This window comes from Novosphingobium sp. BL-S-20, assembly GCF_055521635.1.
The window spans coordinates 2685719-2699740 of the sequence record NZ_CM145494.1 but is presented as its reverse complement, the minus strand read 5'-3'; the positions used below and the strand labels follow the sequence as shown (position 1 = coordinate 2699740).

The 14022-nt window shown below is 64.7% G+C and carries 12 protein-coding genes; 8 read left to right on the top strand and 4 right to left on the bottom strand.

Annotated elements, in window-relative coordinates; all coding sequences use genetic code 11:
* The 5 genes from fliR to ACZ1II_RS20210 all read left to right on the top strand — a co-directional run bounded on the left by fliR (position 1) and on the right by ACZ1II_RS20210 (position 3767).
* Positions 1-786, top strand: a complete 786-nt coding sequence (gene fliR / locus ACZ1II_RS20230) for a flagellar biosynthetic protein FliR (RefSeq protein ID WP_465145371.1) — start codon at positions 1-3, stop codon at positions 784-786.
* 1 nt (position 787) lies between these two features.
* Entirely contained in the window at positions 788-1858 is a 1071-nt protein-coding gene (flhB, locus tag ACZ1II_RS20225) for a flagellar biosynthesis protein FlhB (RefSeq protein WP_465145370.1), read from the top strand.
* Between the two features lie 82 nt (positions 1859-1940).
* Positions 1941-3053, top strand: coding sequence for a flagellar basal body P-ring protein FlgI (locus ACZ1II_RS20220; protein WP_465145369.1), 1113 nt, complete (start codon positions 1941-1943; stop codon positions 3051-3053).
* A gap of 2 nt (positions 3054-3055) precedes the next feature.
* The gene (locus ACZ1II_RS20215; protein WP_465145368.1) at positions 3056-3355 is read left to right on the top strand and encodes a rod-binding protein; all 300 of its coding nucleotides are present in this window, start codon (positions 3056-3058) and stop codon (positions 3353-3355) included.
* Positions 3345-3767: a flagellar biosynthesis protein FlgN gene (locus tag ACZ1II_RS20210; protein ID WP_465145367.1), complete on the top strand. Its 423-nt coding sequence runs from the start codon at positions 3345-3347 to the stop codon at positions 3765-3767. The genes ACZ1II_RS20215 and ACZ1II_RS20210 overlap by 11 nt, the downstream gene beginning before the upstream one ends.
* A gap of 102 nt (positions 3768-3869) precedes the next feature.
* Here the strand turns inward: ACZ1II_RS20210 and ACZ1II_RS20205 are convergent, their stop codons facing one another.
* From ACZ1II_RS20205 to ACZ1II_RS20190, 4 genes are all read right to left on the bottom strand, one after another.
* Positions 3870-5126: a putative bifunctional diguanylate cyclase/phosphodiesterase gene (locus ACZ1II_RS20205; RefSeq protein WP_465145366.1), complete on the bottom strand. Its 1257-nt coding sequence runs from the start codon at positions 5124-5126 to the stop codon at positions 3870-3872.
* Between the two features lie 230 nt (positions 5127-5356).
* The gene (locus ACZ1II_RS20200; protein WP_465145365.1) at positions 5357-6400 is read right to left on the bottom strand and encodes an XRE family transcriptional regulator; all 1044 of its coding nucleotides are present in this window, start codon (positions 6398-6400) and stop codon (positions 5357-5359) included.
* A 703-nt stretch (positions 6401-7103) separates the two neighbouring features.
* Positions 7104-7529: a flagellar biosynthesis protein FlgB gene (locus ACZ1II_RS20195; RefSeq protein ID WP_465145364.1), complete on the bottom strand. Its 426-nt coding sequence runs from the start codon at positions 7527-7529 to the stop codon at positions 7104-7106.
* An 11-nt stretch (positions 7530-7540) separates the two neighbouring features.
* Positions 7541-10240, bottom strand: a complete 2700-nt coding sequence (locus tag ACZ1II_RS20190; RefSeq protein ID WP_465145363.1) for an NHL repeat-containing protein — start codon at positions 10238-10240, stop codon at positions 7541-7543.
* Positions 10241-10369: 129 nt separating this feature from the next.
* Here ACZ1II_RS20190 and fliG point away from each other — a divergent pair, with 129 nt between their 5' ends.
* The 3 genes from fliG (at position 10370) to fliF (ending at position 14012) form a co-directional block, all read left to right on the top strand.
* The gene (gene fliG / locus ACZ1II_RS20185) at positions 10370-11398 is read left to right on the top strand and encodes a flagellar motor switch protein FliG (RefSeq protein WP_465147350.1); all 1029 of its coding nucleotides are present in this window, start codon (positions 10370-10372) and stop codon (positions 11396-11398) included.
* 232 nt (positions 11399-11630) lie between these two features.
* Complete coding sequence (locus ACZ1II_RS20180; RefSeq protein ID WP_465145362.1) at positions 11631-12305, top strand: FliH/SctL family protein; 675 nt, start codon at positions 11631-11633, stop codon at positions 12303-12305.
* 96 nt (positions 12306-12401) lie between these two features.
* The gene (gene fliF / locus ACZ1II_RS20175) at positions 12402-14012 is read left to right on the top strand and encodes a flagellar basal-body MS-ring/collar protein FliF (protein WP_465145361.1); all 1611 of its coding nucleotides are present in this window, start codon (positions 12402-12404) and stop codon (positions 14010-14012) included.
* Positions 14013-14022 lie beyond the last annotated feature (10 nt).

Sequence of the window (14022 nt, the reverse complement as noted above, 5' to 3'; positions counted from 1 at the left end):
ATGGGCGGGGCTTCTCTCGACATCGCGACCCTCGCGGCTTTGCCAGTCGATGCGGCGACCTTCCTGATCCTGTTCTGCAGGGTCGGCGCGGTCGTGATGCTGCTCCCGGCCTTTTCCGAGGATTCCATCCCGCCGCAGGTCCGGCTGGTCATGGCGCTGGGCTTCACGCTCGGCCTCTACGGCATGCTTCAGGGCCACGTCGCCCCGGCGGTGAAGTCCGACGCCTCGCTGCCGATGCTGGTGATCGGCGAGATGCTGGTCGGTATCGCCATGGGCATGATCGTGAAAATCCTGTTCAGCGCCGCCGCGATCGCCGGTTCGATCGCCAGCCAGCAGGTCGGTCTTGCCTCGGCGCTGGTCAACGACCCGTCGATGGGCGGTCAGGCGCCGTTGCTTTCGCGCCTGTTCGGCATTTCGGCGATCATCGTCTGCATGAGCATGGGCGTCCATCACTTGTGGATCGCCTCGATCTTTCAGTCCTATTCCGTGTTTCCGGTCGGGGGCCTGCCGCCCTCGGCGCAATTCGCCGATCTGGCGGTCAAGGTAACGGGGCAGGCGATGGCGCTGGGCGTCAGTCTGGCTGCACCGCTGATCCTTTACGGCGCGCTGTTCAACGTCGGCCTCGGCCTCGCTTCCCGCGTCGCGCCGTCGATCCAGGTCTTCTTCATCACCCAGCCGCTCAACCTGCTGCTCGGCATTTCGGTGGTGGCGATGACGCTGGGGACGATGCTGACGGCATTCGCGACCGCCATGGGCAGCTTCATGCAGAACGGATGGAGCCTCTAGCATGGCCGAGAGCGACAAGGACCAGCGCACACAGGAGCCGACCCAGAAGAAACTGGAGGATGCCCGCAAGCGCGGCGAAGTGGCGATGGCGCCGGAAGTGCGCCACGCCACGATGATGACCGGCGCGCTGATCGTCACCGGGTGGGTCGGCATTTCCGCGATCCGCCACCTCGGCATGATGATGACCCGCCTCTGGGGCAGCGCCGAGGACTATCCGCTCGATTCAGACGGCGCGCAGAACCTGATGACCGGCGTGGCGCGCCATTTCGCGTTCTCGCTGCTGCCGGTGTTCGGCGTGCTCTTCGCCTGCGCGGTCGCGACGATCTTCCTTCAGGGCCGCGTCGTGATGAGCTGGTCGCGGCTGGCGCCCAAATGGTCCAAGCTCAACCCGGCCAGCGGCTTCAAGCGCATCTTCGGGATGCGCGCGCTGGTGGAATTCGCCAAGACCCTGGCCAAGTTCAGCGCCATCGGCCTCGTCGTCTTCATGGTGCTGAAGCCGCGCATGACCGGTTTCGACCAGCTCGTCGGCTTCGCGCCGGGCGCGATCGGCGCGGCGGCGGGGGAACTGGGCTACGAGGCGATCCGCGCGGTGCTGCTGCTGGTCATGGCGCTGGCGCTGTTCGACTTCGTCTACCAGCGCCGGGCCTTCATGAAGCGCATGATGATGACGCTCCAAGAAGTGAAGGACGAGCACAAGCAGAGCGACGGCGATCCCAAGATCAAGGCCAAGATTCGCCAGATCCAGATGCAGCGCTCGCGCAAGCGGATGATGGCGGCAGTGCCCGAGGCGAGCGTCATCATCACCAACCCGACGCACTACGCCATTGCGCTGAAGTACGACCACGGCGCCATGGCGGCGCCGGTGGTGGTGGCCAAGGGCGTGGACGCCATCGCCCTGCGCATCCGCGAGATAGCCACCGAATCGAAGGTGCCGATCGTCGAAAGCCCGCCGCTCGCCCGTGCGCTCTACGCCGCCGTCGATATCGACCGCCCGATTCCGATCGAACACTACGCCGCCGTCGCCGAGATCATCGGCTACGTCATGCGGCTTGCCAGAACCGGGAAGAAGTGAGGTGAAAATGCCGAACCTGCCCGCCCTCCGCCGCTTCAATCATCCTATAAGGTCAGAGATGTTCAAGCCTTTGAAATCGAGGATGCACGGTTCGCTGCTGGCCATGGCGGCCAGCACCGCGCTGCTTGCGGTCCTGCTGGCGCCGGGTGTGGCCTTCGCCGGCTCCCAGCCGCGCATCAAGGACATCGTCGATGTCGAGAACGTGCGCTCGAACCAGTTGGTCGGTTACGGCCTCGTGGTCGGCCTTCAGGGCACCGGCGACCGTATCCGCAACATTCCCTTCACCGAAGAGACCCTTCAGGCCATGCTCGAACGCATGGGCGTGAACATTCGCGGCACGCAGATGCTGACGCAGAACGTCGCGGCGGTGACGGTGACGGCGACGATGCCGCCCTATGCCCGCGCCGGTTCGGCGATCGACGTGCAGGTTTCGGCGCTCGGCGATTCCACCAGCCTGCAGGGCGGCATCCTGCTGGTCTCCTCGCTGCGCGCGCTGGACGGCGAGATCTATGCGGTGGCGCAAGGCCCGGTCGCGGTCTCCGGCTTCAAGGCCCAGGGCGCGGCGGCCAAGCTCAGCCGCGGCGTCATGACCACCGCGCGCATCGCCGGGGGCGCCATCGTCGAGCGCGAGGTTCCTTATGACTTGCGCTCCGCCCAGACGCTGAAGCTGGCGCTCAAGAACCCCGATTTCACCACCGCGCGCCAGATCGCTGCGACGATCAACCGCGAGGCGCCCGGTTCCGCGCAAGTGCTCGATCCGGGCACGGTGGAACTCGATCCGGCAGGCGGCTCGGTGATCGACCTCATCACCCGCGTCGAGAACCTGCCGGTGCAGGTGGACCAGGTTGCGCGGATCGTCATCAACGAAGCGGCGGGCACCGTGGTCATGGGCGCGGACGTGCGCGTCAGCCCGGTGGCCATCGCCCAGGGCGGCCTTACCATCAGCGTCACCGAGACGCCGGTGGTCTCGCAGCCCGCACCGTTCTCGGGTGGCGAGACGACCGTGGTGCCGCGCACCCGCGTCGAAGCGGACGACGGCAGCGGCGCCCATCTGGCGGTGCTGAACAGCGGCACCTCGCTCCAGACGCTCGTTGCGGGGCTCAATTCGCTGGGCGTCAGCCCGCGCGATCTCATCACCATCCTGCAGGCGCTGCGCACGGCGGGCGCGCTTCAGGCCGAAATAGCGGTACAGTAAAGATGGCAGATCCGGTTTTACGCTCGCTTCCTTCCCGTCCCGCGATCCAGACGCCGGACCGCAGCCCCGCCAAAGTGGCGCGCGAGTTCGAGGGCGTCTTCGCCGGGCAGATCACCAAGATCATGCTGGAGACCGTCGAGCAGGGCGAGGATTTCAATGGCGGCCACGGCGAGGAGATGTTCCGTGGCGTACTGGCCGAGCAGATCGGCAACCAGATCGCCAAGGGCAAGGGCCTCGGCATCGCATCTGCCGTCGAGGCACAGATCATCCGCCTGCAGGGAGGCAGCAGCCGTGCCGAATGAACTGATCGAGATCATGACCTCGCTGACGCTGGTCATGCGCGAGGAGACCGAGCGTCTCGAAGGCCGCGAGCGCGCGCTCGATCTCGCCGAACTGGCGGCGGCGAAGACCCGGCTGGTCGCCTCGCTGGAGGAAGTGCTGGCGCGGCGCAACCGCCTCGACCCCGAATGGACCGAGCAGATGGACGACGAGACTCGCGAGGCCCTTTCCGCCGCTCTCGGCGAGTTGCGGGCGGCCTCCATGGTCAATTCCGCGCTTCTCGAACGGCAGATCGAGCTGTCGATGGAGATGATGGGCGCCATCGCCAACGAGGCCAAGCGGCTCTCCGGCAATCGTACTTATACTTACAGCCCCAAGGGCGCGATTGCGCGGCTCGATCTGACCACGCCGATCTCGTTCAACACCGAATACTGATCGCGGGAGATCGATACGTGAAGGGGAGGAGCGGCACGGCGTCGCTCCTCCCCTTCACGTATCTAGAGGTTGTTGACAGCCCTGCGCCCTCTCTCTTGTGCGTCAGGAAGCCAGTGCACTCATGCTCTGGCGGGCCCTTACCGCGGTTTCGCAGGCCGGGGCAGGGCGGCCGAACAGATAGCCCTGTCCGAAAGCGCACCCCAGTTCTGAAAGCATGCGGGCCTGCTGCTCGGTCTCGATCCCTTCAGCAGTTACCGGCATGGCTAGGCTGTGGCCGAGGTCGACGACCACTTTCACCAGCTTTCGCCCGGCATCGCTGCCGAGTGCCTGGACCAGGGTGCGGTCGATCTTGATCATGTCGAGCGGGAACTTGCAGAGCCTGCTCAGGCTGGCGTAGCCGGTGCCGAAATCGTCCAGCGCCACCTTGATTCCAGCTTCACGCAACGTCGCCACGGTTGCCTGCGCGGCGACGACGTTATGGATCACGGCATTCTCGGTGATTTCCACCGTCAGCCGGTCGGGCCGAAGGCCGCTGGCGAAGACGATACGCAGCAGCCGGGAAGCGATGTCTGGATCGCAGACCTGCCGCGGTGACATGTTGATCGAAAGGCCCAGCCGATCGTCCCAGTCCTGCGCCGCGCGGCAGGACTGGCGGAGCATGGCGTAGAGCAGGTCGTCGTTGAGTCCGACCTCTTCCGCCATCGACAGGAAGCGGTCCGGCCCCAGCACGCCGCGCTGCGGATGATGCCAGCGTGCCAGCGCCTCGAAGCGGACGATTTCGCGGGAGGGGAGGGCGACGATCGGCTGATAGTGCGGCATCAGTTCGCCGCGCAGCAATCCGCTGCGCAGGTCTTCCTCCAGGGTGGCGCGGTCATTGAGGGAGGCGAACATCTCGGGCGAGAAGCGCCTGATGCGCGCGCCGCCGGCTTCCTTGGCATGGGACAGCGCGATCGAGGCGCCGCGCAGCAGCTCCTCGGCGGAAATCGTATCCTGGCGGTCCACGGCTATGCCGATCGAGGCGGTCAGGTGGATGATGTGGCGGCCCAGGCCGACCGGCGCTGCGATCGCTTTCAGCAGGTGCTCCGCCAGCCGGTTCAGGTCTCCGCGATCTCCGGTTTCATCGTGCAGCGGGACCAGGCAGGCGAATTCGTCGGCACCGATAGGGACAACTTCGGCTCCATGGCGAGAACGTTCAAGCAAGACCCGCTCGCTGCGATCGCGGACGGTATCGAGGAGAGTGTCGCCGGCGGCGTGGCCGCAGAGATCGTTGACCAGCCTGAAGCGGTCGAGATCGATGAGCAGCAGCGCTGTCGCCGATGACGAAACGGGCTTTCCGGCGCCCGCTCGATAGCGCGCCAATGCCTGTTCTATGGCCCGTAGCGGCGACGCGCGTGCGGCCAGGAGGGATGCCGCATCGGGATTGCGGGTCAGGGTAGAAGCGGGACGTATACGGGAATCCAGAGGCCGCAGACGTTTCCCGATCGACTTCAACAGGCCAGGTATGCGCATTCCGATTCCGGGTATCCTACACATACTTTATATCGTGCCTACCGGGGACGGCGGCCTGCACGATATGTCAAATGCCGTTACTATTCGAAGACCGCCGCCACGACTGTCGCAAGGTCGGCCGGATCGAGTTGGTCGAGAGCGACTTCGATATCGGGATTTTCGCTGTAGCCGAGCATGTGGCCGAGCCGGTCGAGCGCCACGGACAGCACGCGCAGTCCTTCCGCGGTCGAAACCACGGCAAGGCCGCCTGCCGAGGGGAAACGATCGGGATCGACGATCAGCGTGGAACGGCCGGGAAGACCGGCGCCCAGCGTGGGCCGTCCGAGGCGCAGGCCGTAGGCGCGGGGGCCGGCGCTGCGCGGGGCCTCGACTTGCGCCGCGCCGGGGGTCCGCGCGATCAGGCCGTCCGGCAGGGGGGTGCCGAAAACGGGCACCAGGCGCACGGTCGGATGCTCCATGACCTGTGTTTCGAGGATGTCGATCGCACTGGGTTGCGACCGCGTGGTATTTCCGCCGGTACGTTCGAGCAGCGGATGCGGCAGGGCGCGTGCATTCGCCCGAGCGGGCGGAGATACGCCCCGGAGTTCGTCATGCAGCGCGGCGATGCGCGTGCGGGACTTGGTGATCCGCAGTTCCGGATTGGCCACGAGCGGCAGAACCGCGTCCAGGTCTCCCCGAATGTGGGCTTCATTGATGACGGCGGCCAGTTCCTCGTCGTCCTGGGCATCAAGCAGGCGGCGCAGTGCGGCGCGCACTTCCTCGTTCCAGCGGTCGTAAGGCTTCAGGGCATTCTCGATCCTAGAAAGGATGACGGGTGCAATGCCATATTCCTGTTCGAGCACGGCGATCGTCAGGGCATTGTCCGAAGCCCGGCGGTTCCGCAACGCCGCCGCAAGCAGGACGGCAAAGCGTTCCGCCTCAGGATCGGCGCGATCGCTGGCGTGGAGTGGATCGGCCCAGGCGGCGATGTCGAATTCGGGATCGTCGATGTCGATCAGGAGTTCCGCGGCATCGATGCCCAAGGCTGCGGCGATGTCCCGCAGTTCCGAAGCACGCGCGAAAATCTCTCCCCTTTCGATCTTCGAAAGGCGAATATAGGTTATCGTCGGAAGCTTGTCCGACAATTCCAGCAGCGATCCAATATTGAGCTGCTTACGAAATTTCCTGATCCGGTTCGGAAAGACGAGCGTGCGATAAGCATCGATCTCGATTGCGGTCGGCGCGGTTGCAAGCGCCTTCCCATTCCGCTTCTGGGATCCAAGCGGTTTTTGGGTCATTGAAGCTCTTGTCTGGCTATGAATGGTGAATTTGTTCCATGGAAATCCGGAACGGTCAATAATCCATTATATATGTCGTACCAAAGTGGGGCGGATTGTCGCGGTCGGCAAGAAGTTCCACCTATAATCCATCGGCCTTGCTCCATAATGGTTATTCTTGTCGTGTTTCCATTGGATTTCAGCTTCGTTGCAGGAAAAACTTGCCTATCTCGGGCTATCCCTAAAGGAGCATTTCCTGAGGGAGAGGGTGTTAAAGAATTGAAATAAATATACTCCCCTTTAAACGCTGGTCCATTATTCCCGTTCCCGACTATCTGGATAAATCCGGAGATTTCCCGGATAAGCCCAGCCAAATTTAAGGTAATCTGAACGAAACGGGATAGTTGCGGCAGAGCGCCCGGTAAGCCCGCCGATTCCTGCATGGGCGGGTCCGCAACGGATTTGGTGCGATCATCGAAAAAGGGGTGCGGTCCGCGATGGACTGCACCCCTTTGGGCGGTTGGACGAACAGTCTGCCGTCGCTGCGCCGCATGACGGCGCAGCGCGCCGATCAGCCGCGGCCGAGCGCGGTCTTCATCAGGCCGATCTGCTTGCGGTAGAGGTTGGTCATCGCCGCGAAGTCTGCCTGGACCTGGCCGAGGTTGAGCAACTGGTCTTCCAGCGTGACATTGTTGCCGTCAGGCTTGGTTTCCGTGGTGTCGCTGTCGAGCACGATGCGGCTGCCGGCCTGCGGCGGACGCGCGCCCAGCGCGGTCATCCCGCCGGACAGTTCCACTTTCGGCCGTGCAACGCGTGGCGTCCCCGCCGCGCCGCCATATTGCGAGACGAGCGAGGAAAAATCCGGGGTCTCGACCGTGCGGGCCTTGAAGCCCGGTGTTTCGTTGTTGGCGATGTTCTCGGCGATCACGCGCTGGTGCTCGGACATGAACTTCATCGACTGGGCCATGCCGTCGAAAATAGGAGGAAGAGCAGACATGAAGGATTACCTCAGGAACCGGTGAGCCGCGACAGGGCGGCCTGGTAATTGGCGAGCTGTTTTTGCTGGTAGGCCGATCCGCCGCCGGAACCCAGAGTGCCGTCGACGAGCGCGGCCTTTCCGGAGTCCCAGTAAAGCGAACGATAGGCCGATTGCGTCATCGACAGCGCTGACTTGATCTTGGCAAGCGAGGCCGCCGCCGTCTTGGCATCGGTCAGCAGGAGATTGGTGGTCAGGTTCATGCTGTAGGTGCCGCCGGGCGTGACCTTGGGGCTATCCGGATCGGCGGCCTTCGATGCGACCAGGCGAACCGGATCGATACCCAGTTTCGACAGGGCGTCCTTGCCTTCGCCGCCAGCGCCGAGTTCGATCTTGTAGCCCGATTTCACCTGTATCCGCAGAGTGGTCTCGCCATCGACGCGGGGGGTGGTGATCGTAGCCTTGGTGCCGGTGATGCGCTGGATTTTCTTGGAAAGCGTGGCCATCGTCTCGTCGGCGGCGACCGTGATCGTCCGTGTCGCGCCGCCGTCCACGCGGATGGTGAACTGGTCTCCGGCGCGCAGGCTGGTCTGCGAGGTGAGCGTGGTCGATTCCTGCTGGTTGATGGTTCCCCGGCTGAGGCCCAGTGCGCCGAGGACGGTCGATCCGCCTGTGGCGACCGAGATTTTCACCGGCTCGGTGGTGGAGCTGTGCATGCCCCATTGCGAGATGTTCTCGACCGTTCCGGTCGCGGCATCGATCCGCGCGACGAAGCCGTCGACCGTGCCCGATTTGGTGCCGCCGAGGTCTCCGGCAGTGCGTCCGCCGACATAAAGCGTGCCGTTGACGTAAGCCACGCTGTCGGCCTGGTCGGTGGCGGCGGTGCCGATGTAGGTCGTCGAGGAGGAGGAGAGGGCGCTGTCGATACGGGTGACGAAAGCGTCCTGTCCGCCGCTGATGGCGTTGACCTGCGAGCCGGTAACGGCCGTACCGGCGGTGCCGACGACGGCGATCTCTCCGCTGTCCGACACCGCGATCGCGCGGGCCGAGACATTGCCCAGCGAGATCGAACCGAGATCGTTGGAAAGCGAGGCCGCGTCGAGCCGGCGGACGGTGGCCACGCCGTTCTCGCTGGTGAGGGCCAGCAGGTTGCCGGAACCGTCGATCGCCAGCGACGTGACGGAATCGGAGCCCCCGCTGTCGATGTTGCGGCGTTCCTGGAGCTTGCCCGTCGCATCGAGCCGGGCGACGAAGGCGTCGCCGCCGCCGGTCGAGGTTCGGCCCGCCACATAGATGCTGCCGTCGTCCCCTACCGTCACCGCGCTGGCGGTCTCGTTGCCGATCTGCCGGATCGCGGTGGAGGAAAGTTCGGCTCCGGTTGAGCTGAAGCGCGAGACCAGAATGTCGGTCTGACTGTCGTCCGTGCCGTTGAAGGCACCGCTTACCGAACCGGCAACGACGATGTCGCCGTTCGGGGCGATCGTAACGGCGGCGCCTTCCGCGGTGCCCGCCGCGCCCAGGTTCTGCTGCCAGACGATATTGCCTTCGCTGTCCACCTTGGTGAGGAACAGGTCGTTCTTGCCGTCGGAGATATGCGTGCCGAGGTCACCTGCCGTGGTGCCCACGACATAGCTGAACCCTTCGGTATCGGTGACGATTGCCTTCGCCTGGGTGGCGGCGGCCACGGTATAGTCGCGTTCGGTGTCATCGCCGTTGGCCGTGGAGTTGGCCTTTCCGGTCGCTTCCGCCTGAGCGGTGGCTGCGGTGTCTACCGCGTTTATCTTGCTCAGGCGCTGCCAGGCGAGCGAATCTTCGAGGTCCTCGACGCGGTAGATTCGCGCCGCGGTGGGAGCGGAGGCGGCGGTTTCGCCGCTGGCGACGATCAGCGCGTCCTTGGCGCCAACCTGATCGATGGCGACCTTTTCGGAGCCGGCCGGGTTGAAGACGAGGCCCCACTTGTCGTCGTTCTTTTCGACGGTGAAGTTCGACTTCCACTTGCTGACCGGATTGCCGTCGGCATCGACCACCGGATTGCCGCTGCTATCCACCGCCTGCGTGGCGCCGATTGCGGCATTGATCGCGGTTGCCACGGAATCAAGCGTGGGCGGCTGCGTGCTCTGCGACAGGTCCACGGTGACCGTTTCGGTCGTGGTGCCGCGCGTCAGCTTGATTTCGAGGACTTCGTTGCCGGTCATGCCCGAGAGGGCCGCGTTACGGGTCGTCGTGACGCCTTCGGCCACGACCTTGGAGCCCAAGGTGCCGGTATTGACGCCGACAGTGCTCTTGCCGCTGGCGGGCATTCCGAAGTTCAGGTTGAGCAGGTCGGTCTCGGCGCCGCCGAGATAGGCCTGGAGATCGGCGAGACCTTTGGCGAAGGCCTTCTGAAGCGAGGCGCGCTCCGTCGACGATGTTCCGCTCTTGGCGGCACTCTCTGCCAGAATGCGCAGGCTGTCGAGCGCCTTGTAGGTCGTATAGGCGGTCTGCACGTCGGGCAGGTCTTCGAGGTTGCTGTCCTTCGTCGTGTCGACGATTGACAGCATCTTCTTGATGGCCTGAATCTGCGAGCTGACGGGGCGGGTGTCCGCATCTTCCAGCCAGGGCGCGATGGTTTCCGGCTGGGCCAGCGTGAACGCCTTCTTCGCCTTGATCACAGCGGCGCTGTCCATGGCGGTGAGGGAGCTGGAAAGGCTCGAATAGGCGCTCGTTCCGCCGAGAACCGACAGTCCTATCAACCCATTGTTTAAATTTATCGCCAATTCTGTCTCCATCCGGCCGTTGCGCTGACCTTCCTCCTATAAATAGAGGGAACGAGGCCCTGACCGTACGGGATCGAGCAATTTTTCGGGGGTACCGAAGTGACGATGATGGCCGCGGTGGTTGAGCCGCCGGAGCTCAAGAAATACTCGGGAATGCAGCGCGCTGCCGCGCTGATGCTGGCGCTCGGCCGTGACCATGGCGGTCCGATCTGGGAGCAGCTCACCACCGAGGAGATCAAGGAGCTGTCCTCGACGATCGCTCAGCTCGGCCGGGTGCCTTCGGTCGTCGTCGAGCACCTGCTCGTGCAGTTCTCCGGCGAAGTCTCCAGCATGGCGACGCTCCACGGCTCCTACGAGACCACCGAAAGGCTGCTGGAAGGCATCCTCTCGGCGGACCGCGTGAAGGAGATCATGGAGGACATTCGCGGTCCTTCCGGCCGGACGATGTGGGACAAGCTGTCCAACGTCAGCGAGGCCGTGCTCGCGGGCTATCTTAAGAACGAATATCCCCAGACCGTCGCGGTGATCCTGCACAAGCTGCGCCCGGACCATGCCGCGCGCGTGCTGTCGGAACTGCCGCGTGATTTCGCCACCGACGTCGTCATGCGCATGCTGCGCATGGACACGGTGCAGAAGGACGTGATCGTCCAGGTCGAACAGACGCTGAAAAGCGAGTTCATGACCAACCTCTCGCGCGCCCAGCGCCGCGATCCGCACGAGACGATGGCCGAGCTGTTCAACGCGCTCGACCGCTCGACCGAGGAAGCCATGCTCGGCGCGCTCGACGAGAAGGCGCCGGAATCGGCAGAGCGCATCCGCGCGCTCATGTTCACTTTCGAGGACCTTGCGAACCTGCTGCCGGCGGCGATCCAGACGATCGTGCGCAACTGCAACAAGCGGGAGCTGGCCCTGGCGCTCAAGGGTTCGCCGGAAGAGATGAAGAAGCTCTTCTTCAACGCGATGACCGAACGTGCCGCCAAGCTGATGCGCGACGACATGGCCGCAATGGGTCCGGTCCGTGCCCGCGAATGCGAGGAAGCGCAGACTTCGCTGGTGCGCCTCGCCAAGTCGCTGGGCGACCGCGGGGAGATCATGCTCGTCGATCCCAAGAGCGACGATGCGATGATCTATTGATCGCGGTGGCGACCTGTTTAAACTGCTGTTCCTCCAGCCTTAGGTCTGGAGCGGGCAGCGAAGAGTCCGGTATCCGGTGCGCTCGTGGCATTCGTCACGAGCTTGCCATTTGGAGAGGCCAAGGGCCGATCCGCAGGGTTTCAGAGATTGCCATGCGTCGCGGGCCGGTGCCTGCGATGCGCGACCGCAAGGTCGAACGAATTCCGAGGGTGCGGCGATGATGGAGGATCCCATGACCATTCAGCCATTCGGTTTCGACAGAATATTCCGTTTTCCGGGCAACGAGCCGGTCGTCGACGAGCGACGGCACGACGAACTGCGCGAACACGTCGAGGAACTCCAGGCGCGGATCGAGCGCCTGCACGAGGATCACGTCGCCGAGCTCGCGCGGGCGCGGGCCGACGGTTTCGAGGCCGGGCTGGAGCAGGCGCGGGGCGAGCGGGCGGAAGCCATGCTGGCCGCCACCGATGCGCTCCATGCCTCGCTAGACGACGTGGAGCGTCGCTTCGATGCGGTGATGGACCAGGTGATCGCCGAAGCCGGATCGGTCGCGCTTCAGGCCGCCGAACTGCTTGCCGGACATGCCATCGCCGCGCAGCCCGCGCGGGCCGTCGACGAGGCGCTGACCCGCGCGCTCGATCAGGTCGCGCGCGATACCGCGCTGTCGATCCGCGCCCATCCGGCGATGCGCGAGGATATCGAACGTCTCGTCGAGGAACGCCGTGCGCGCGAAAGGCGTTCGCTGTCGATCGTCGTCGTCGATGACGAAAACCTGCCCATGGGCGATGCCCATATCGGCTGGGCGGAAGGCGGTCTCAACGTCGATGCGGGCGCGCGCCGCGCCGCGGTCATGGCCGAATTGGCCGGTGTTCTGGGCCGCGAGGGCGACCAGGCGGAGGGCGCGTAAACTTTTCCTGTTCCCGGCAAGAGTTGCCTAGCGGCTTATCCTATAATGTCAGAGGCGACACCAAAGGAGTGACGCCGCTGATGTAAGAGGCGACTTTTGAACCCGTTGCGGAACTTTATCGAGCAGATCGGTCCTCGCCGGGCCCTGCTGATGGGCGGCGTGGCCCTTGCCCTGCTGGCCGGGCTTGGATGGATGGCCTTTCGCAGTCCTGCGACCGAGATGGGCTATCTCTATACCGATCTCGATCCCTCGGCGGCGAAATCGATCACCGACAAGCTCAAGGGGCAGAACGTTCCCTTCCAGCTTTCCGCCGACGGCACCGGGGTCATGGCCCCGGTCGACCGGCTGGCCGAGCTGCGCATGTCGATGGCCTCCGACCAGCTGGGCGGCAAGATCGGCTATGAAGTGCTCGACGCGGAAGAGCCTTTCGGCATTTCCTCCTCGCGCGCCAAGATGAACGAGACCCGCGCCATCGAAGGCGAACTGGTCCGCTCGATTGAAAGCCTCGAAAAGGTCACCAAGGCCCGCGTCCACGTCGTCATGCCGGAACGCGCGATGTTCGAGACCGAACCGCGCAAGGCCAGCGCTTCGGTGACGGTGAAGACCAACGGGCGCCTTTCCGGCGAGCAGATCCAGGCGATCCGCTACCTCGTCTCTTCCGCCGTTCCCGATCTCAATCCCGAAGCGGTCTCGATCGTTGACCAGACCGGCGCGCTGCTGGCACGGGCGGGCGAGGGCGGCGATGCCGGTGCGGGCAACCTCGAAGACCGGCAGAACGCCGTCGAGGCCCGCCTGCGCAGCGAAATCGAATCGATGATCGAGCCGATCGTCGGCCAGGGCAAGGTTCGCGCCGAAGTGGCCGCCGTGCTCGAACGCGATCAGGTGCGCGAGGAATCGGAAACTTTCGATCCCGACACCCAGGTCATCGCGCATCAGACGACCGTCGAATCCAGCAACCAGAGCGACGAGAACGCTGCGGGCGCGCAGGGCGTGACCGTCGGCGCGCAGCTTCCCGACAACCAGGGCAACGTCAACGGCAGTGGCGGCGACGCGCGCCGCTCGGCGCAGAACGAGACCTCGGAAGACACCACTTACCAGAACAGCCGCACCCAGAAGACGGCCGTTCGCACCCCCGGACAGGTCAAGCGCCTGACCGTGGCGGTGATGGTCGACGGCGGCCCGCAGGGGCTGCCCGCAGCGCAAGTGCAGCGTCTTCAGCGGCTGGTCGAGAACGCGGTAGGCTTCGATGCCGAGCGCGGCGACAGTGTCGTGGTCGAGAACATGGCCTTCAACGCACCGACCGATCTCGACGGTACGTCCGACGGCCTGCCCTTGGGTCTGACCTGGGACCGCATCTTCGACGTGCTGAAGATTCTGGTCGTGGGCGGCGTGATCCTCTTCGCCATCAAGATGCTGAAGCCCAAGCTGCTCCCGCCGCCGCTGGTGGAAGGCGTGGTCGAGCAGCGCCTCACCGCCGACGACGCCGAACTGATGGCGCTCAAGGAACGCGCGGCGGAAGGCGACGAGGATGCCCTGCGCCAGCTTGAGGAACAGCGCGCGGCAGAGGGCGAAATGCTCGATCAGGAAATCGCGCTGGCGCAAGTGGACGGGCGCATCAAGCTCTCCGCCCTGCGCCGCATCGGTGACGCCATCTCGGCCAGTCCCGCAGAATCCGCATCCGTAATCCGTCAGTGGATGAACAGCTGAAAGGTATGAC